The 20098-nt window shown below is 63.9% G+C and carries 18 protein-coding genes and 1 pseudogene; 10 read left to right on the top strand and 9 right to left on the bottom strand.

The genetic code is table 11. The features are described 5' to 3' along the window. Window positions 1-134 precede the first annotated feature (134 nt). Window positions 135-938 carry a hypothetical protein gene (locus PCA10_RS30135; RefSeq protein ID WP_016490687.1) on the top strand — a complete coding sequence of 268 codons (804 nt, stop codon included), beginning with the start codon at window positions 135-137 and terminating at the stop codon, window positions 936-938. A 50-nt stretch (window positions 939-988) separates the two neighbouring features. Here PCA10_RS30135 and PCA10_RS31080 read toward each other — a convergent pair whose 3' ends face one another. Then, window positions 989-1114, bottom strand: coding sequence for a hypothetical protein (locus PCA10_RS31080; protein ID WP_269451127.1), 126 nt, complete (start codon window positions 1112-1114; stop codon window positions 989-991). Further along, window positions 1111-1578 (bottom strand): terminase small subunit-like protein, encoded by a 468-nt coding sequence (locus tag PCA10_RS03715; protein ID WP_016490686.1) that lies wholly within the window; start codon window positions 1576-1578, stop codon window positions 1111-1113. The genes PCA10_RS31080 and PCA10_RS03715 overlap by 4 nt, the downstream gene beginning before the upstream one ends. Window positions 1579-1888: 310 nt before the next feature. Between PCA10_RS03715 and PCA10_RS30130 the strand changes: the two genes are divergently transcribed. Further along, complete coding sequence (locus PCA10_RS30130; RefSeq protein WP_144276940.1) at window positions 1889-2242, top strand: hypothetical protein; 354 nt, start codon at window positions 1889-1891, stop codon at window positions 2240-2242. A 72-nt stretch (window positions 2243-2314) separates the two neighbouring features. Beyond that, complete coding sequence (locus tag PCA10_RS03710; protein WP_016490684.1) at window positions 2315-2926, top strand: recombinase family protein; 612 nt, start codon at window positions 2315-2317, stop codon at window positions 2924-2926. 124 nt (window positions 2927-3050) lie between these two features. Here the strand turns inward: PCA10_RS03710 and PCA10_RS30850 are convergent. Next, window positions 3051-3311: pseudogene (locus PCA10_RS30850) on the bottom strand (hypothetical protein); the annotation flags it as partial. Between the two features lie 124 nt (window positions 3312-3435). Here PCA10_RS30850 and PCA10_RS03705 point away from each other — a divergent pair. Continuing rightward, window positions 3436-3975 carry a DUF1003 domain-containing protein gene (locus PCA10_RS03705; RefSeq protein WP_016490683.1) on the top strand — a complete coding sequence of 180 codons (540 nt, stop codon included), beginning with the start codon at window positions 3436-3438 and terminating at the stop codon, window positions 3973-3975. A gap of 718 nt (window positions 3976-4693) precedes the next feature. Here PCA10_RS03705 and PCA10_RS30560 read toward each other — a convergent pair. Then, entirely contained in the window at window positions 4694-4864 is a 171-nt protein-coding gene (locus PCA10_RS30560) for a hypothetical protein (RefSeq protein WP_016490681.1), read from the bottom strand. A 177-nt stretch (window positions 4865-5041) separates the two neighbouring features. On the opposite strand from PCA10_RS30560, the gene PCA10_RS30125 reads away from it, so the two are divergent. The 5 genes from PCA10_RS30125 to PCA10_RS03680 all read left to right on the top strand — a co-directional run bounded on the left by PCA10_RS30125 (window position 5042) and on the right by PCA10_RS03680 (window position 15276). Continuing rightward, window positions 5042-5338 (top strand): hypothetical protein, encoded by a 297-nt coding sequence (locus PCA10_RS30125; protein WP_016490680.1) that lies wholly within the window; start codon window positions 5042-5044, stop codon window positions 5336-5338. Window positions 5339-5501: 163 nt separating this feature from the next. After that, entirely contained in the window at window positions 5502-5717 is a 216-nt protein-coding gene (locus tag PCA10_RS03695; RefSeq protein WP_016490679.1) for a CsbD family protein, read from the top strand. Window positions 5718-5761: 44 nt separating this feature from the next. Beyond that, window positions 5762-5998 carry a hypothetical protein gene (locus tag PCA10_RS03690; RefSeq protein WP_016490678.1) on the top strand — a complete coding sequence of 79 codons (237 nt, stop codon included), beginning with the start codon at window positions 5762-5764 and terminating at the stop codon, window positions 5996-5998. A gap of 147 nt (window positions 5999-6145) precedes the next feature. Further along, the gene (locus PCA10_RS03685) at window positions 6146-6529 is read left to right on the top strand and encodes a hypothetical protein (RefSeq protein WP_016490677.1); all 384 of its coding nucleotides are present in this window, start codon (window positions 6146-6148) and stop codon (window positions 6527-6529) included. Window positions 6530-6558: 29 nt separating this feature from the next. After that, a complete protein-coding gene (locus tag PCA10_RS03680) occupies window positions 6559-15276 on the top strand; it encodes a glycoside hydrolase family 94 protein (RefSeq protein WP_016490676.1) in 8718 nt (2905 codons plus the stop codon). 156 nt (window positions 15277-15432) lie between these two features. Here the strand turns inward: PCA10_RS03680 and PCA10_RS30120 are convergent, their stop codons facing one another. Next, window positions 15433-15579, bottom strand: a complete 147-nt coding sequence (locus PCA10_RS30120; protein ID WP_016490675.1) for a lmo0937 family membrane protein — start codon at window positions 15577-15579, stop codon at window positions 15433-15435. A 574-nt stretch (window positions 15580-16153) separates the two neighbouring features. Between PCA10_RS30120 and PCA10_RS03675 the strand changes: the two genes are divergently transcribed. Next, window positions 16154-16489, top strand: coding sequence for an ElaB/YgaM/YqjD family protein (locus PCA10_RS03675; RefSeq protein WP_016490674.1), 336 nt, complete (start codon window positions 16154-16156; stop codon window positions 16487-16489). A 22-nt stretch (window positions 16490-16511) separates the two neighbouring features. Here PCA10_RS03675 and PCA10_RS03670 read toward each other — a convergent pair whose 3' ends face one another. From PCA10_RS03670 to PCA10_RS03655, 4 genes are all read right to left on the bottom strand, one after another. Next, complete coding sequence (locus tag PCA10_RS03670; RefSeq protein ID WP_016490673.1) at window positions 16512-17228, bottom strand: alpha/beta fold hydrolase; 717 nt, start codon at window positions 17226-17228, stop codon at window positions 16512-16514. Between the two features lie 148 nt (window positions 17229-17376). Continuing rightward, a complete protein-coding gene (locus PCA10_RS03665) occupies window positions 17377-18279 on the bottom strand; it encodes a hypothetical protein (RefSeq protein WP_016490672.1) in 903 nt (300 codons plus the stop codon). Further along, entirely contained in the window at window positions 18276-19682 is a 1407-nt protein-coding gene (gene cls, locus PCA10_RS03660; RefSeq protein ID WP_016490671.1) for a cardiolipin synthase, read from the bottom strand. The genes PCA10_RS03665 and cls overlap by 4 nt, the downstream gene beginning before the upstream one ends. 97 nt (window positions 19683-19779) lie before the next feature. Continuing rightward, window positions 19780-19998, bottom strand: coding sequence for a hypothetical protein (locus tag PCA10_RS03655; protein WP_016490670.1), 219 nt, complete (start codon window positions 19996-19998; stop codon window positions 19780-19782). Between the last annotated feature and the right edge of the window lie 100 nt (window positions 19999-20098).

Below are 20098 nucleotides of genomic sequence, written 5' to 3'. Positions count from 1 at the left end.
GCGAACCACCCGCAGTCACAGGCACCATTATCTCGCTTGCTCTGCAGGTGTGTTTGTCCGTCCTCGCACGTCAGCGCTGCGACGCCCCACACAGTCCTCTCGGCCTGCTGGACCATAAAAGCCAGGGGTAGCCCATGACGCCTCTCGCCTCGAAGCTACTCCGCCGTGGTGATGAAATTAGCATCGAACTTGGACGCATCATCATCCAACCTGCAAGTGGGAAACCGGTCCCACCTGAATGGCTGAAGAAGCATACGGCCGGCCTTGCCCGAGAAATCCTGACCGCACTTGGATTGGAGGCCTATGAATTTTGCGGTTACACGACAGGCCACTACGGGCCACATAAAGCCCCTGGCGTAACCCTACAGTTTCTGTCGCCAACAACAGACGCATCGCCCTATGTCATTTTCAATGCAGAGCTTACCCGCTGCCGGAATGTCGGATCTGCCAAGAAGGGGACAGCATTGCCGAAAGGACATTTTCGTATCGGCAAACGCAGCCACTTCTATCGCTTCTGGAGATCAACAGAGCTTCCGGAGCCCAAACGCCTCTCGTCGTTCCACGACTATATGGGCAACCTGAAGGGGATTCTGTTTACTGCGACCGTGCAGAACGACCGCATGGATGCCAGTTCGCTACGTCCGTTGACTGTACCTTCGCGCCTTGTGCACGCCGCAATTCTGCCGGACAAGTTGCAGACAACACCCAGACACATTCCGGACAGCGTCCAGACAAGAATGCCGGACAAGGATTTCGCTCAAAGCCAGGGAGCACATGCCTTTCAAGCAAAACAAACTACGAGCGACAAGAATTACGGTAACAAGGTGATTAAGGGGCGCGGGTTTACGGGAGCGAGCATTCCACCCTATCAACATAAGAGACCGGAGGACCAAAGCGTTGACGAGTGGCTTGCGGACTATTCAGGCGCAGACACATAGCCCTGCTTGCGCAGTTGCCGCTCTGCGATGTTGTGCAGGTAGACCTGGGCCTAGTTCAACGTGAACGGCGTCACCCCGCCCGCCTTGGTGCGGATGTTCAGGCAGCGCGGCGTGTAGTGGAGGAAGTCATCCTTCAGGCGCTGCCGGATCGCCAGCCCGTCGAGCCCTGCGGTCAAGTCAGGTGTTCCAGCCACTGCTCATGGGTCAGTTGGGTGACGCTGGTTTCAACCTGCTGCTTGATTCCGTACTTGCGCGCGGCCAGGCGCTCGGCCATCCGCCAACGACTGTCGATCATCAGCTTGGCCTTGCTGATCGCCGCCGGATCAAGCTCTGCGTCGTCGGCGATGTCGAGCGTCTCATCGACGACCAGATCAATACGCACCGCCATGGCCGCCTGGTAGGCGAGGCGGAATTCTTCGTGCCTGATTAACCAGCGGCAGACCACTGCACGCGCCGGCATGCCTGGGCGTTTGCACAGGCGGTTCAGCGAACAGGGCTCCATCAGCGCGGCACAGATGCGCTCGACCATTTCCGCACTGTAGGTGGTCGGGCGGCCGGGGCCGCGCTTGGGCTTAGTCGGCTCCGCTGGCTTGGCCGCCGGGTTGTCGGTGGGGGTCTTGCTGGGGTTCTTCTTGCGCATATTGGCACCTCGTCAGTTCGCCGCGCCCTTCGCGCAGGCAGCAGCCTTGGCTTTACGGCTTCGTCTGGTCGCTCCAATGGTTCTGGCGGCGGACATGAAAAAGCCCGACAGGGGCCGGGCTTCGGAGGTGGCGCGCGTAGGGGCGCAATCTAAAACTGATGATAGATTTTACGCTCAAAAAATCAACCATCCAATAGATAAGAGCTATTTTTAGACCGAGGGCAGATTGGTCAAAAAAAGGAAGTAGCCGGATTGGTAAAAGTAGCCGTCTAGTCACTTTATCTGGCCGGTGCAGAACGACTGCGCAAAATTGCGCACTCCTAGTTCAGCCGGGCCAGGTGCGCCCGCCGGGCTGCAGGTGGGCGGCGGCACTGCGAAGAAAGCGGAAGGCTATTATGGCTTGACCTCTACTTCTGGTGAGTACCTCTGTGCCAGGGAGCAGAACGAAGTCTCTGCAGAGGAGTATCTCGCCTCCCTTCTCATGGGCGAACGCACCTCGTTTTCGGGCGCCAAAACAGGCTTTGACTGGTCACTTTATTCCTTCTCGAAATCGCCAGCGGCCACCGCCGAAGCCGCTGTTGGCTGCTTCTGGCCGACTCTGTTGTTCGTTTTCAAAAAGGCATACCTAATTACAAACGGCGCGACGGGGATTTCTTCGTACTGATTCATTGAAAAGTAACACCCAAAGTGCAACAGTTTTTAAAAAGCACCTCAAATGATACAGGAGCCAGGAATCATGTTCGTCCGTGCCTACCTCCGCGCCTCCACTTTCGAGCAAGATGCCAGCCGAGCCCGCGAGGTCCTGGAGCAGTTCGCTGCCCGCCATGATCGCGTGATCGCCGCGGAGTACCTGGAGAACGCCAGCGGCGCCAAGGCCGACCGGCCGGAGCTGCTGCGCCTGCTGAAGGATGCGCGCAAGGGTGACGTGCTGCTGGTGGAATCCATCGACCGCCTCTCCCGCCTGCCTGCCGAGGATTGGCAGAAGCTGAAGGCTGCCATCGACTCCAAGGGCCTGCGCATCGTCGCGCTCGATCTGCCCACCAGCCACCAGGGTATCGCCGACACCAAGGGTGACGAGTTCACCAGGCGCATGCTCGGCGCCATCAATTCGATGCTGGTGGAGATGATGGCCGCCATCGCCCGCAAGGACTATGAGCAGCGCCGCGAGCGCCAGGCCCAGGGCATCAAGAAAGCCAAGGATGAAGGCAAGTACAAGGGGCGCCCGGTCGACGCCGATCTGCACAAGCGGGTCGCCGAGCTTCTGAGGGCGGGTCTCGGCATTAGATCTACGGCGCGGCATGCCGACTGTTCTACAACTACCGTCCTGCGTATCAAACGAGAAATGTAGGGCGACTCAAACTCCAGCGCTTCCATGCCAAATCACCTCTAGCTGTCCGCCCATGGCCTCGATGTGCTGCGCAGAGTGGAGATATACATATCGGTGCACTACTCCATCTTGGTGATGGCAGGCTGTACTCGGTTTCCTCCAGTAGCCAGTCCACCAGCAGATCGCCCCCCACGTCCTTTCGGATCAGCGGCCAGTTGGGTTCGAAATAGCCAGGGCAAGCCAGCAGTTTGAATTGCCCCAGACCGTACCGCCACAGACCGTCCAGATGCCCCGAGAAGGCTTCAAAGGCTTGGTTTCGATGGGCAGGTAGGAATGAGCATCAATCGATGCCGGACGCGAATTGCTGGATGATGGAGTGGCGATAGCGCAGTTCGATACGCCACAACCTGCAGATAGGCAATGCGCAGGTAGCTTGGGGCCTATTCGGGATGCGACTTCGGAACACTACACAGGTATCCGGGCGCTCAGACTCATGGAAGGTAGCCGGCAGGGCCCAGCAGGAGAGTCCAATGAAAACGCCCCCCTCCAACACCGCGTCGTTATCGACCACCCAAGTCGCCAATGACCACATGCGTTTCCATCGCCCCCATGAGCACCTGGCACCGACCTTTGGCAATGATTCGTTCGCCCTCAAGGCCGAAGCATTCGCGCGGTTCTTTGGCACACCGCTTTTCCTGGGGGCACAAACTGCAATTGTCTTGGTCTGGATTGCTGCGAACCTTGTGGGCCTGGTCCATTTTGACGCCTACCCTTTCATCCTGCTCAACCTGGCCTTCAGTCTCCAGGCGGCCTACGCGGCACCGCTAATCCTGCTCGCGCAAACGCGCCAAGCCGCCCGGGACAAGGCACATGCCGAAGCAGATGCAAAACACCGGGAGACGCTTGCCATCGCCAATGAGCAGCGGCAAGCCATCGCAGCGCAGAGCAGCGCCCAGTTGCTGGAGTTGCTGGAACGAAATACCCGGCTCACGGAACTGACCAAGGAGCTGACAGAGCGCATCGAGCTGTTGACCCTCGAAGTTCACGGGCAGGTAGTCAAAGGTGGCTGATCGCAAGATGGCGGAAGCCCGGAAAGGACGATCAATCCACTCGGGCAAAGGCTAGCCGGTTGGTGCCCAGATCACGTTCTCGCTATTGATCACGGGGAGATGTCCTGGGTTGATATCGAGTTCGTTGTGGAGAAACACCCGGGTTTTCTCGGCGTCCAGTGACCGCCCAGGTCTCTGCCTTAGAACGCTTGCAGACACAGAGAAATGCCCGCAGTTGGGACAATTGATGTCAATCCCATTCATCTGAGCGTCAATCGTTCGCGCCTCACCTAAGCAGTTCACGCATTTCATGTTGTCTCTCCTTGCATCGGTGCGTAACGCGTACAAGCGCAGATGCGGATAACACATCCATCAAGGTGATGGGACCGGCCTGGCGCCACAAGCCCGCTGTGTAGGTGTGTGATTACGGGGTCGGAGGTTTTGCCGGAGGGGCCTCCGGGCATGTGGGTACGACGATCAGGTCGGCCTCTACGTCATCTTCCGGCACCGGGAACGAATAAAGTTCCGCCCGGGAGAAGACTGGCAAGCGTGGCGTGCCCTCATGCAACTGTCCAAGATCAGCGGGCCTTTGGGGCCAGGTAGTTTTTTCGCTACAGCTTGAGATGCTCATGGTGCTCTCGATAGGGCCCGGAATACGGCGGGCCGGCTACCTGAGCATTGCAGAGTGCAAGACCTACGTCGGTGCGCCGCCGCACTCATGCTCGACAGCGCGCAAGGCTCATGTTTTGGGCCCTTGCGGCAGTTCGTCGCTCTTTGGTACGCGTGCCGCGTCGTTCGCCTCCTCGACATGGTGGAGTAGCAACTCGCCGGACGTCTTAAAGGGCGGCGGCCGTCGAGAGCGACGCTTGCCGGTTTTTCGAGGCAGGTTGGGATCGATGTAAGTGTGCATGACGACCTCTGGATCGGAGGCGCTGCGGGTTGCGGTGCCTTCTACCGATCATTGCAGGTCCTCGGCAGCCTCTCGGTGCGCCAGCCCACGGAGGGTTAAGAGGCCCAACGCACCGACCGAGTGCAGCGAGCCTGACACCATACCCGCAGACCGTAATTCCTCCAGTGAGAAGCCGACATGACCGACGAAAACGATAGCCATACTCCCGATACTCTCGATAGCGCTGGGCAGGAAGCGGTTAACCATGCGCGCAGACAACGAACTCGCGCCCTCTACCACTTCCTCGACAAGATCGACGCGGTCATCAAGAAAAGATGCGAGCTGCTACCAGAACGCCCAGCCGAGAATAAAGCCGTCGGCGAGCAGCCTCTGCGGCAGGAAATGCAGCAAAATCCATGCTTCGACCAGCCCATCACTCCACGTGGTGATGATGAGCTCACCGGCTTAGTCCCCGTCGAGGCTCCCAAGCGCTGATTCCCCGTCAGGCACTCGCCTTCGCTGCAACGGCCAGGCTCCTCGCGAGACAGTCGGTGCTAAGCGCGATGGCGCACCGACCGATCATATCGCCGCTGCCATCCTGGTTCTGATGAGCACTCGCCCGTTCGCGAGTACGCCATCCAATGACTGAGGTCAGACCATGAGCAGGATTCTTGCAGACATCATCAAGGGCAAATGGCGAGAGTTGGTAGGTACTGCCAGGGTTGTCTGGGATGAACTGACCGTAGCCGAACTAATTGGCTCCGAAGGTGACACCCAGAAACTGGCCAACCTGATCGAGGAGCGCTACCAGATGAGCCATGAAGAAGCCGAGAAGCAAGTGATCAGCTTTTTCGAGAGAAGCCGCACCCTCTAGCTGCGAGCATCACCTGAAGGGCTGGCCTCGCAAAGGAGTTCACCATGATCTCTGCATACTTCGTAGTTTCCAGGAGTTCCGGCAACATCATCCGGATCACCCGGCGCGAGCGTCCGCCAGACGATACGCCTACTGTTATCAATGTCCCGGTGTCGAGTTCCAGCCTGGTGCGCTATGAAGACTTCCTCGCTTCCGGCAAGGACCTGATCAGCCTGCAAAGCATCACCCGGCAGACCAAGGCCAATAGCGCCAAACCTCAGAATTCGTGCCGGATCGTCTAATCCACGCGTCGTCACCAGCCACCTCCCCCGGCCCGACACAGTGACGCAACGCTCACCTATGTGCGCTAGCAGACAGACGCCCTCGCCCCCCCCCCACCCAGACTCGACAAGGCGACTCTGCACAGCACTTGGCCGGGGTGAGCCACGATGAACATGTATTTGCCGAAGCGCAGCCAGACTGCCCATCGGGCCGATCTGCTGATGAATGGCAGTGCAGCGATCGTGCTGACGGCCTTCCTGCTGTTCTCTGGCCCGCATGATCCCTGGCTGGAAGGCTGTGTCCTGGCCATGATCGGCCTGGCGGCATGGGTTCCCATCAAGGCCATGCTGCGTCACTACACGCCATGGCCCCAGCAGTCGGGCGTGCGCGCAAGCATCCCGACGCTGTTGACGAACTCCGCGCTGCTCGGTGCGTTCCTGTTGATGCCCGTAGCGCTGGCACTGGCCCCCTGGAGCGCGGCCGCCTTCGGCATCGGACTCCTGTGCAGCTTCCTGCTCGATCGCAGCCGCGACCAGCGGGCCGATCGCTGACGCGGCGACCACAACCTCAGGCATCCGGGATGGACATTCTTCGTGCCCTGACATCGCTCCGGCCACCTAGCCTCAACGCCCTGCTCTCGCGCTGGCAAACGGCCTTCCGACATTTCGAGTACGAGCCCGACTTGCGCTCGGACCTGTTCAGCGCGGATCAGATGGAGCAACACGGCCCGCTCCTGGCAGGGCTGCACCGACTGAGCCCCCACAGGACGCCGGATGGGCTGTTGCAGCGACTGAACGACAACGAAGCGACCCTCGCCAGCAGTTGCCGAATTCTCACGGCCGCCTCGCTGTCCAGCCGGCGCATCACGCCCGCAGGGGAATGGCTGCTGGACAACCACTATCTGATCGAAGAGCAGATCCGCACCGCACGCAAACACCTGCCCAAGGGATACTGCCGCGAGCTGCCGCACCTGGCCTCCGGCGGTTCCGAGGGCTTGCCGCGGGTCTATGACATCGCCCTGGAGACCATCTCCCACGGTGATGGACGGGTGGACTGCGACAGCCTCAGCCACTTCGTCCGCGCCTACCAGGCCGTATCGCCGCTCAAGCTCGGCGAACTCTGGGCCATTCCCATCATGCTGCGCCTAGCGTTGATCGAGAACTTGCGCCGCGTGGCCTCGCGCGTCATGGCCAACTGGGATGACCGCAACCTGGCCGATGACTGGGCCGACCGGCTGGCCGAGATTGCCGAGCAGGACCCGAAGAGCGTCGTACTGACAGTGGCTGACATGGCACGTACTGCGCCACCGATGACCAGTTCCTTCGTCGCCGAGCTGGCCCGACGACTGCAAGGCCAGAGCGCGGCGCTGGCCTTGCCGCTGAGCTGGATCGAACAGCACCTGGCCGAGTCGGGGCTGAGCATCGAGCGCCTGGTATCGGCCGATGCCCAGCAGCAAGCCGCGGATCAGGTGGCCGTCAGCAACAGCATTGCCAGCCTGCGCCTGCTGTCAGCCACCAACTGGCGCGACTTCGTCGAGGCCATGAGCCACGTCGAACAGGCATTGCACGAAGACCCGGCCGGCATATACGGCGCCATGGAATTCGCCACCCGCGACCTCTACCGGCACGTGGTGGAGCACCTGGCCAAGCATTGCGAAAGCACGGAAATAACCGTAGTCCGCACCGCTCTCGATCTGGCAGGACGCGCCCCGTCCGAGGAGATCGCCGGCCATGTCGGCTACTACCTGATCGACAAGGGACGGCCTGAACTCGAACAACGCCTGGCTGTACGCCTGACGGTCCGGGAACGCTGGGAGCGCCTGCTGCAGAGTGCCCCCCTGCTCTTCTACCTGGGCCCGGTTGCGCTGCTGTCCCTGGGTTTGACCTGGCCCTTCATCCACTGGGCGCTATCCAGCGCCCTGCCGTCTTTTGCAGTGGCCCTGCTGGCGCTGTCAGCCGCCCTGATGGCAAGCCGGTTGGCGGTCAGCCTGGTGAACTGGCTGGTCACCCTGACCGTGGCGCCACACCAACTCCCGCGCCTGGACTACAGCAAAGGCATCCCCGCCGAGGCACGCACCCTGGTGGTGGTACCCACCCTGATCGGCAGTGCCAAGGACATCGACGAGCTCTGCGAAGGCCTCGAGGTCCGCTTCCTGGCCAACCGCGACAACAACCTGCATTTCGCCCTGCTGAGCGACTTCCTGGATGCCAGTACCGAGGTCCGGGAGCAGGACGCCGAGTTGCAGACCCTGGCGCGGGAACGCATCGAAGCGCTGAACCGCAAGTACCCCGACGCGGCCGTGGACAGGTTCTTCCTGTTCCACCGGGCGCGTCGCTGGAACCCTGCGGAGGGAACCTGGATGGGCTTTGAGCGTAAACGCGGCAAGATCTCCGAGCTCAACGCGCTGTTGCGTGGCGCTGGCCTGGAACGCTTCGCCCTGATCGTCGGCAGGATCGACGTCCTCTGGCAGGTGAACTACGTCATCACCCTCGACACCGATACCCAACTGCCGCGCGATGCGGCGCGGCAGTTCGTCGGTACCCTGGCCCACCCGCTCAACCGCGCCCGTATCGATCCTCAGGGGCAACGCATCATCGGTGGCTACGCCATCCTGCAACCACGGGTTGGCATCAGCCTGCCGAGCACCGCTCGCTCCACCTATGCCCAACTGCTCGGCAGCGACGCCGGGGTCGACCCCTATACCCGCGCCGTATCGGACGTGTACCAGGACCTGTTCCAGCAGGGCTCGTTCATCGGCAAGGGCATCTATGCAGTGGATGCCTTCGAGCAGTCTCTCAACGGCCACTTCCCGGACAACAGCATCCTCAGCCATGACCTGATCGAGGGCTGTTTCGCACGCTCAGGGTTGCTCAGCGACGTGCAGCTCTACGAGGAATTCCCATCGCGCTACAGCAGCGATGTGAAACGCCGCCACCGCTGGATTCGCGGAGATTGGCAACTGCTGCCCTGGACCCTGCCCTGGGCACCCAACGCCCACGGCCGCCGCCAGCGCAATCGCCTTTGCGCCCTGTCGCGCTGGAAGATTGCCGACAACCTGCGGCGCAGCCTCGAACCCGCCGCATTCCTGTCCATGTTCCTGGCGGGCTGGCTGTTGATGGACCAGCCCCTGGCCTGGACCCTGGCGGTACTGGCCATCGGCATGCTCACGCCGCTGCTCGCCTCACTGCTCGATCTCCTGCGCAAGCCCCACGACATGTCGTTGGGGCAGCACCTCACGGCCACCCTGCGCGCTTCTTCCCAGCACTTTTCCCGCGCTTTGCTGAGCCTGGCCTGGTTGCCCCATGAGACCCACTACAGCCTCGACGCGATCCTGCGCACCCTGTGGCGCATGTACGTCAGCAAATCCCTGCTGTTGCAGTGGAGCCCGTCACGGGAGGTTGAGCGCACCAGCACCAACCACCTGAGCGGCCTGTACCGGATGATGTGGATCGGCCCGGCGCTGGCCTTGCTGCTCGTGGCGCTGCTGGTGATGAAACCCCTGGCCCTGGCGGCCGCTTTTCCCCTGCTGTTGCTGTGGCTGGCGAGCCCGGTTATCGCCTGGTGGCTGAGCAGGCCTTCGACGCCCAGGCGCTTTGCCCCATCACCGGGAGACCTGCGCTTTCTGCGCAACCTGGCGCGCCAGACCTGGGCATTCTTCGACCAGCATGTCGGCCCCGAAGACAACTGGCTGCCACCCGACAACCTCCAGGAGCATCCCACCACCATCCTCGCCCACCGCACGTCGCCGACCAACATAGGGGTGGCCATCCTGGCCAACCTGGCGGCCTATGACTTCGGCTACCTGAGCGCGGCGCGCCTGCTGCAGCGATGCGAACGGACCCTGGCCACCATGGCGGGCCTCGACCGTCACCGCCGGCACTTCTACAACTGGTACGACACCCGGACGCTGCAGCCCCTGGCCCCGCAATATGTATCGACCGTGGACAGCGGCAACCTGGCGGGCATGCTGCTGACACTGAGTCCGGGGCTTCTGGCGCTGGCCGACGACAGCCCCTTCCAGCCAAACCAGCTGCGTGGCCTCGAAGACACCCTCGACTTGCTGGAGGTCGCCTGCGCCGACGAAGAACACTCAAGGCCATCCCTGCGCAGGCTTCGCGACATGCTGGATGCAGTACTGGCCGAACCGCCGACATCTCTGGCGGCAGCCTGCGGCTGCCTGCAAGCACTGCGCGACCGCGCGGAGGAACTGGCGACGGCCAGCGAAGCCGCACCCGACAGCGATGCCGCGTTCTGGCTGCAAGCCCTGCGCGCGCAATGCGCGGACCTGCACGATCAACTGCGTCTCTGCCTGTTGCCCAACTCCGACGACGGAGCCGCTGCCGCCAACCTCACGTCCCTGCCCTCCTGGCGCCAGCTCGCCCAGCTCGACGCCGGGCAGTGGCCGGAACCGATGCGCGACAGCGTCAGTGCGGTTCGCCGTCATGCAGCCGCACGGATCAGCGATGCCGAGCGCCTGGCGGAAACAGCGGCAGGCCTGGCGAAGATGGATTTCGGTTTCCTCTACGACGGCGAGCGCAACCTGTTCTGCATCGGCTACAACGTCGACGAGCGCCGCCAGGATGCCGGCTACTACGACCTCCTCGCGTCCGAGGCGCGGCTGAGCACCTTCGTGGCAATCGCCCAGGGCCAGTTGCCCCAGGCGAGCTGGTTCAGCCTCGGCCGGTTGCTCACCAGCACCCGTGGCGTACCGGTACTGCTGTCCTGGTCCGGCTCGATGTTCGAGTACCTGATGCCGCTGCTGGTGATGCCGAGATACGAAGGCACCCTGCTCGACCAGACCTGCTGCGCCGCCGTCGCCAGGCAGATCGAGTACGGCCAGCAACTGGGGCTTCCCTGGGGCGTCTCGGAGTCCGGCTACAACACCCTGGATGCGCACTTCAACTACCAGTACCGGGCCTTCGGGGTGCCCGGCCTGGGCCTCAAACGAGGCCTGGGCGACGACATGGTGGTGGCGCCCTACGCCTCGGCGCTCGCCCTGCTGGTGGCCCCCGAGCTGGCCTGCCGGAATCTGCAAGCCTTGGCGACACAAGGCCTGGCTGGTCGTTACGGCCTGTACGAAGCCATCGACTTCACCCAGGCGCGCCTGCCACGCGGGCAAAGCTCCGCGGTGGTTCGCTCGTTCATGGCCCACCACCAGGGCATGAGTTTGCTGGCACTGGCCAGCCTGCTGCTGGACCGCCCCATGCAGAAGCGCTTCGAGTCGGATCCGCAGTTCCAGGCGAGCGCATTGCTTCTGCAGGAACGCGTGCCCAAGAGCGCACAGGAGTACCAGTACACCTACGACCTTCAGGCCAGCAGCACCGCCACCCGGCCCATCGAAAGCAGGCTGCGGGTATACGCTGATCCGGGGCGCCGTCTGCCTGCCGTGCAACTGCTTTCCAATGGCCGCTACCACGTGATGGTCAGCAGCGCCGGCGGCGGTTACAGCCGCTGTCGCGAGCTGGCCGTGACCCGCTGGCATGAGGACGCCACCTGCGATGATTGGGGCATGTTCTGCTACCTGCGCGATATCGCCAGTGGCGAGTTCTGGTCCGCCGCGCACCAGCCGACGCTGAAGCGTCCGGACCAGTACGAAGCCATCTTCTCCGACGCCCGCGCGGAGTTCCGCGTTCGCCACCGGGACTTCGACGCCCACAGCGAGATCGTCGTATCCCCGGAAGATGACATCGAGCTGCGCCGGATCACCCTGACCAACCGTGCCCGTACCCGGCGCAGCATCGAGCTCACCAGCTACGCCGAAGTGGTACTGGCGCCGGCCATCAGCGATGCGCTGCACCGTGCATTCAGCAATCTCTTCGTGCAGACCGAATTGCTCAAGCCGTTGCAGGCGATCCTCTGCACGCGCCGGCCACGTTCGAGCGAGGAACAGGCGCCCTGGTTCTGCCACCTGCTGGCGGTCCATGGAGCAGACCTCGATAGCATTTCCTACGAGACCGACCGCGCGCGCTTCATCGGCCGAGGTCGCGGCCTGGTTCACCCGGCGGCCATGGATGCCGGCGCGGAGGTACTGGGTGGCGCCTCCGGCTCGGTCTTGGACGCTATTGTCGCGATCCGCTGCCGCGTCACCCTCGATGCGGGCCAGGCCGCCACCATCGACCTGATCAGCGGCGTCAGCGAAAGCCGCGAGGGCTGCCTGCAACTGATCGACAAGTACCGTGACCGCCACCTCGCCGACCGGGTCTTCGACCTCGCCTGGACCCACAGCCAGGTGCTGCTGCGCCAACTCAACGCATCCCTGGCCGACGCCTGGCTCTACGAGCAGATGGCCGCCTCCATCCTTTACGCCAATGCCGCGCTGAGGGCGAAGAACGGCGCCCTGACCGGCAATCAGCGCAACCAAACCGGCCTGTGGGGCCAGGCGATCTCCGGTGACCTGCCGATCGTGCTGGTACAGATCGCCGACGCGGCCAACATCGAGCTGGTGCGCCAGCTGGTACAGGCTCATGCCTATTGGCGGCAAAAGGGCCTGGCGGTCGACCTGGTGATCTGGAACGAAGACAGCGCCGGATACCGGCAGCAACTGCAGGACCTGATCATGGGTCTGATCACCTCGGGCGCCGAAGCCAGCCTGGTCGACCGATCGGGTGGGATTTTCGTGCGGCCGGCGCAACAGCTCTCGCAGGAAGATCGCACCCTGATCAAGGCGGTTGCGCGGATCATCCTCAACGACACGGCTGGCACCTTGCACGACCAGATCCTTCGCCGGCAGCCCAAGGCGCCGTGGCCGCGCTTCGACCCCGACCTCATACCCCCGCCGGCACAGCCCCCGATACCGGCGGCTGGCGCCGCCGATCCCACCCTGTGCCTGGCCAACGCCTATGGCGGCTTCAGTCGCGACGGCAGCGAGTATGTGATCAAGCTGGGGCCCGGCGTCGCCACCCCGGCCCCCTGGGTGAATGTGCTGGCGAATCCGCAGTTCGGCACCGTCATCTCGGAAAGTGGAAGCGCCTACACCTGGAACCTGAACGCCCACGAATTCCGCCTGACGCCCTGGCACAACGATGCGGTCCGTGACGCCAGTGGCGAGGTCCTTTACCTGCGCGACGAGGAGACCGGGCACTACTGGTCACCTACCCCCTTGCCCCGGCGCGGTAATGGCCCGTACGTGATACGCCACGGCTTTGGCTACAGCTGCTTCGAGCATCGCGAAGAGGGTATCGAAAGCGAACTCTGGGTCTGCGTGGCACTCGACACGCCGATCAAGTACTCCCTGCTGAAAGTCCGCAACCTGTCCGGGCGCCCTCGCAAACTGTCCATCACCGGCTATGTCGAATGGGTGCTGGGCGATCTGCGGGACAAGACCGCCATGCACCTGGTCACCGAGGTCCACGACGGCACTGGCGCGCTACTCGCGCGCAATCCCTATTCGATGGAGTTCCCAGGGCGGGTCGCCTTCTTCGCGATGGACCCTCCCTGCCGCAGCCACACCGCGGACCGCAGCGAGTTCATCGGCCGCAACGGCAACCTCCAGGCGCCGGCCGCCATGGCGCAGGGGCAGCTCCTCGGGCACTGTGGTGGCGGCCTCGACCCCTGCGCAGCCCTCCAGGTCGGTATCGAGCTCGCCCCCGGAGCCTCACGCGAGCTGGTGTTCTGCCTGGGCGCCGAGCAAGACGCCGGAGCCGCCGTGGGCCTGCTGCGCAACGCCCTCAGCCGTGGCGCTGCCCATGCAGCCTTGCAGGCCGTACGCGAGCACTGGCGCGAAACCCTGGGACAGGTGCGCGTGGAAACGGCAGCCCCCGCAGTGGATCTGATGCTCAACGGCTGGCTGCTGTACCAGGTCATAGCCTCGCGCTTCCTGGCTCGCAGCGGTTATTACCAGTCTGGCGGCGCCTACGGCTTCCGTGACCAACTGCAGGACAGCATGGCCATGTTGCATGCGGCCCCGCAAAGCGCACGCCAGCACCTGTTGCTTTGCGCCGCCCATCAATTCCTGGAAGGCGATGTGCAGCACTGGTGGCACCCGCCTCTCGACCGAGGCGTACGCACGCGCTGCTCGGACGACTACCTGTGGCTGCCCCTGGCTGTCAGCCGTTATGTGCAGCTGACCGGCGACCGGACCGTGCTCGACGAGCCGGTAAGCTACCTCGAAGGACGGGAACTGAATGCCGGCGAGGAGTCCTACTACGACCTGCCGGAGCGCTCGACGCTGCAGGAAAGCCTTTACCAGCATTGCCTGCGTGCCCTGGAGCGCGGAATGGCCCGAGGCATTCACGGCCTGCCGCTGATAGGCAGCGGCGACTGGAACGACGGCATGAACCGGATCGGCGTCCTGGGTCAGGGCGAAAGCGTCTGGCTGGGCTTCTTCCAGCACGCGGTGCTGGAGCAGTTCGCGGCCATCGCACTGGGTCAAGGCGATGTCGCCTTTTCCGCACGCTGCAATGCGCGGCTCGCGGATCTACGCGCAAACCTGGAACAGCACGGCTGGGATGGCGCCTGGTATCGACGGGCCTACTTCGACGACGGCTCTCCCCTGGGCTCGGCCGCCAACGACGAATGCCGAATCGACGCCATCGCCCAGAGCTGGTCAGTGCTCTCGGGCGTGGCCCCGGACGCGCGCCGACGCCAGGCAATGGACTCGCTGTTCGAGCACCTGGTGCAGCGCGACGCCCGCCTGATCCTGCTGCTTGCGCCACCCTTCGACCGTTCACTGCCCGATCCGGATCCGGGCTACATCAAGGGCTATGTCCCCGGCGTGCGTGAGAACGGTGGCCAGTACACCCACGCCGCAGTCTGGGCTAGCATGGCCTTCGCCGAGCTGGGCGACGGCGCGCGGGCCTGGGAATTGCTGGACATGCTCAACCCGGTCAGCCATGGCCTGGCCGACGCCATCGAGACCTACAAGGTCGAACCCTACGTACTGGCGGCCGATGTCTATGCCATGGCCCCGCACCGGGGCCGAGGCGGCTGGAGCTGGTATACCGGCGCGGCCGGCTGGATGTACCGCCTCATCCTCGAATCGCTGCTGGGCGTGCAACGCGAAGGTCCGAGCCTGCGCTTCGCGCCCGTGCTGCCGGCCGCCTGGCGGGGCTACAGGCTGCGCTACCGCTTCGGCTCGACGCTGTACCACATCGACCTGGTGCAGACCGACAGCGTAGCGGGCGGCCAGCAGGTCAGCCTCGATGGCGAAAGGCTCGAAGATCGCCGGGTGCCCCTGGTGGACGATGGCCAGGACCACCATGTCGAAGTCCACTGCCAACCCTGCGGGCCGGCGCAGCCACGGGCCTGGCCCGAGGACGCCATTGCGCAGGTGCCGGGGCGCACGGACGGCACGGCATAGCCTCCGGCAGGCGAATGGCCGCCGCTCATAAAGCGGGAAAGGGGATGGATCTGGTGGAATCCGGGCCGCCAGGAGGGTTGGCCCCTGTGCGAGGCCCTGGCGGCCGGATTACACAGGCTCAGTTGCAAGACGCTCGCCGGGCGCCTTGCGCCAGGGTCACGAACGCCGCCCCTGAATGAACTGGAGCAGGAACAGCACGAGTGCCACGACCAGGAGGATATGGATGAACCCACCCATGGAGTAGGACGTGACCAGTCCCAGCAGCCATAGAACCAACAACACCACAACAAGGGTTTGGAGCATTTCGGTTCTCCTTCAGCAACACGGCAATGATCTGCCTGCCTACAGGCTGCTCCAAAGCCGGCGGCCAGTCTGTATGGCAACGAACCCAAGGCGAGACTGGCGAGCGCTGCCCTCTGGTCCGATTTACCGACAAAGGCAAGCAATGGCCGGCCGGAGGGTAGATAGTGGACACCTACCGTCCTGCCTCGGAACGAGGCCGGGACGAAACCAGATGCCCCCGTGGAGTTGCATGGAGCCAAGCGCGTATCACAGGTGGACCACGCCCCGGAAGCCATCGCCTCCGGCCCAGCGGAATGTCGCTGAACAGGGGGGTGAACCTTAGAGGCCTGCGTCGATTTCATCAGCGCGGCCATGGTGGACCTTATGGCTGACTCATAGCTGCCGAGGCCACGTTTCCACAGCCCGCCCGTGCGGGCTTTCTTTTGTGGCGAGCGAGGCTCGGACTAAGCGCTTCAGCGAACAGACAGGGCCGCGGGACCAGGCCAATGTGGATACCCGACCATGCCGGGCCTCCCTCGGGCGAAAGCACGAGACCGGCAATCGGATCCGCCCACCCCAGCATTAGGAGTTACCCATGTCCATCAAATCAAACGGCCTCGGCTCCGGCAGGAGCAGCACCAGCCAGGACCTGTCACGGGAGTTCTACAACTTCCTGGCGGATGTCGAAGGCCTGGTCAAGGAAACCACGGAGCTCACCGGCGACGAACTGGAGCAGACCCGGGTCAGGATCGTCGAACGCATCTCGGCGGCCAGGGAATCGATCGGCGAACTGGGCGACAACCTTGCCCTGCAAGGCCGCCGGACCGCCACGGCCACCAACGAATACGTCCACGAACAGCCCTGGAAAGTGATAGGCGCCAGCGCCGCCGCTGCCTTCCTGCTGGGCCTGGCACTGGCCCGTCGGGGCTGACCGACCTGGCGACCCGCCACGTTCAGGACTCCAGGGCCGATACCCATTGCCTGAGCGCCGCGGTCACTTCAGGGGGCTGGTCCAGCGTCGAGAGATGGCCGCACGCTTCGACCACTACCAGCTTCGCCCCCCGGATGCCGGCCGCCAGCTCCTGGTGCAGCGCCACTGGCGTCAACTCATCTTCGCGTCCGCACAGGACAAGGGTTGGGCATTGGACAAGGAGAAGTGACCCGCGGCTATCGACGCGCCCGATCATTGCCCTTTGCTGGCGCAGGAAGGCGTCCTTGCCGAGGCTGTTGGCCATCGAGACTATGAGGCCCACGATGGACGCGTCCTCCTGGTGGGCGGGGTGGACCAGCTTGGGCAGCAGGCTATGGGGCACCGCCGGGAAGTTCGTCTCGGCCAGTTGCATGAGCTTGAGACGCCCCTCCGTTGCCTCGGGCGTGTCCGGCCGGGCGCTGGTATCGAGCAATGCCAGGGCCAGGATGCGCTCGGGAGCCTGCCGCATGATTTCCAGCGCGACGTAGCCCCCCATGGACAGACCGGCCAGGGCAAAACGCCCCGTCGGCGCCTGGGCCAGGACGCTGGATGCCAGTTCCGGGATCGAGTCGGCGCCCGACAGGTCGGCGATCGAGACGCTGGCCAGGTCGGCGAGCCCCTCCACCTGGTCGCGCCATAGCCGGGCATCGCAGAGCAGGCCGGGCAGCAGGAGCAGAGACGGATGTTCGATAGGCGTCATGGGGTCGACCTCGCGGACCGGGTGAAGGCACTGAAATCGTGGGCGGATTCCTCGCGACGTTGTGCCCTGAAGCAGATTGAGCGCCTCTGCCGGACGGCATCTGTTCGGTGACGCACAAAGCCCGGCGTTTTCCGGCGGCCGATCCGCGTCACTGCGCCACCACCGCCTGCTGGCGCTGGATTTCCCTGTGTTTCATCTCCAGGTATTCGCCACGTTCGAGATCGTGCAATTGCAGCGGATAGCGCTCGACTGCGGCGTACCAGGCATTGAGACGCTGTTCCAGCCGATCGGGCGCGGGCGCCGACAAGGTGCCGAGGTAGGCCTCGATCGCCAGGTAGTAGCGCATGGTGTTGCGCTCGACCACGCCCAGGGTGCTACCCACGTGAACCGGCTGCCCCTGGGCGTTGCGGCCGACGATGCTGAAGCCGACCTTGTCGCGGCCGGCGGTCGCCAGGTATCCCTGCATGGCCATCCGCGCCGCCACACCGAAAGCGTACGAGTAGGACAGGTGCAGGAAGCTGCGCCGGGCATCCAGCCCGACCACTTCCAGCACGATCCGATAGCGGCGGGTGTCCAGCGGCCCCTCGGCCGCGGTCAACTGCAATTGCAGGTATTCAGGGGTGGATGCCACGACCTGGTAGCGGAAGCTGAACGCGTAGGCATCGGCCAGGGGCTGGTCGAACTTGCGTCCGACGCTGAGGCTCAGCACGCTGCCGCCTTCGCTGGAGGCGTTGCGGCAACTCTTCACATTCAGGTGCAGGATAAGAATGTCGCACCAGTTGTCGATGCCCTGCAGAGCCGGACCGACCACCGCGAAGGGTTGCTCCACCCGCGCGTAGATCTCGCCCTCGAGCGTGCCTTTGGCCTCGCTCGCCTGCAGGTACAGCGGGCGATTGAAGGGGTTGCCGGCCAGTACCCCGCCCAGTGCCAGGTGGCGCGCCTTCAGCAGCTGCGCAGCGTCCCCGGCATGCACCAGGAGGGATGCGCCGCTCAGCATGCAGAGCAAGCTGGCCCGGAGCAGCATTGTCCAGCCGCGTGGCATGGCGCTCATAGCCAGTACTCCCAGAGGCGTCCAAGGCGCTCCTTGGCTCTCGCGTCGAGTGGGCGGTTCCGCCATTCTTCCAGGGTGATTTCCTTCGACTTCGCCAGGTCGGCCTGGAAGGCCGTCCGCATCTTCTCGCCGAACCCACCACCGAGTACCACGACATTGACCTCCTGGTTATGCAGGAAGCTGCGCCAGTCGAGGTTGGTGGAACCGACCGTGGACCACACACCGTCGATCACCGCGGTCTTCACGTGCAGCAAGGCATCGCCGCGCTCAAAGAGCCTGACGCCCGCCTGCAGCAGCTCGCTGTAGTAAGCACGGCCGGCGTGGAACACCAGCCACGAATCGGTGCTGCTGGGCAGCACCAGTCTCACGTCGCCCCCCCGGGCCACGGCATCCTTGAGGGCCGCCAGCAACTGCGGATCAGGTACGAAATAGGCATTGGTCAGCCAGATTTCCGTCTGCGCGCTCCCCAGGGTCGATATCAGCGTGGCGTAGATCAGGCTATAGGGGTCCTCCGGCGAACTGCCGATGACGCGCATCACCTCGCCGCCCTTGCGCGTGGACGGCGGAAAATAGTGACGGGCCGCGAGCTCGCCGCCCTTCTGCTTGGCCCAGGTCTCGATGAACAGCTTCTGCAGCTCGGCGACCACCGGCCCCTCGACCCGCAGGTCGGTGTCGCGCCAGGGCAGTTCACCACCCGGGCGGACCTTGGAGCGCACGCTGAACGAACCACCCGAGTAGACGCTGCTGATATTGATGCCACCGAGGAAGGCGACCTGGCCGTCAACGATCAGCAGCTTGCGGTGGTCGCGCTGGTTCACGTCCCAGCCGGCCTTGGCTGTCAGCGGATTGACCGGGTTGTACTCCAGGACCTTGATTCCCGCTGCGCTGAGACGCTCGAAGAACTCCGGCGGGGTTCCAAGCGTTCCGACGCTGTCGCGGATCAGGTTGACCTGCACCCCCTTGCGTTGCCGGGCGATCAGGGCTTCGGCGAAGCGCTGTCCGACCTCGTCGTCGTCGAGGATGTAGGTCTCCATGTTGATATGGTCGCGCGCCGCGTTTATGGCTTCGATCATCGCCTGGTAGGTATTCGGGCCATCCTGCAGCAGCTCGACCTTGTTGCCTTCGGTCAGCGGGCTGCCGACTATGGCCTCCTCGATCGCCAGATGCAGGCTGAAGATATTGGTGGGCGCTCCGCCGGACTTGAGTCGATCGAGAATGGCTTTGCTGCGTGCCGCCGACAGCGGGCCCTGGACTCCATCTACCGGCACAGGGGCGGCGGGCGCGCGTGCCATGTCAGGCACCAGGGTCGGCAGGGAACTGCAGGAAATCAGCAGCACCAGGAACAACGCCAGGCACAGCGCCAATGAGATACGCACGCCACTCCAGATGGACTGCAGGTTCATTCGGCACCCTTTCGGCAGTACGGGGGTCACGGCGTCGCGGCAGGCCGGCGGCCTGGCGACTCCCGCCCCCTGGCAAGCGCAGCGGCAGTGGCCGCCCTCATGACTTTCCGGACTCCGCGGGGGCATCCTTGCCCTTCCCCGCCACCTTGTCCCTGGGCACGCCCTTTTGCGCGGCTTCCCGGGCCCTGGCCTCGGGATCGGGCATGCGCTCGGGCTGGGTCGCGGTGGGTGACGTGCTGTTCGGACCGGTGTTCTGTGCCGGATCCACGGTCTTCGCCGTGCCACTGGTGGCGTTGGGTTTGCTGTAGGTGTTCATGCTCGCCTCTGGATCCCCGTGAGAACCGGGTCATTGCGCGGAACCGGGACAGCGCCACAGTGGCAGTGAACGGGCGTGCCGTCGGTACGCTGCCACGCAT

It is taken from the genome of Pseudomonas resinovorans NBRC 106553 (assembly GCF_000412695.1).
GTDB lineage: Bacteria > Pseudomonadota > Gammaproteobacteria > Pseudomonadales > Pseudomonadaceae > Metapseudomonas > Metapseudomonas resinovorans_A.
This window is presented reverse-complemented; position numbering and strand designations above follow the sequence as displayed.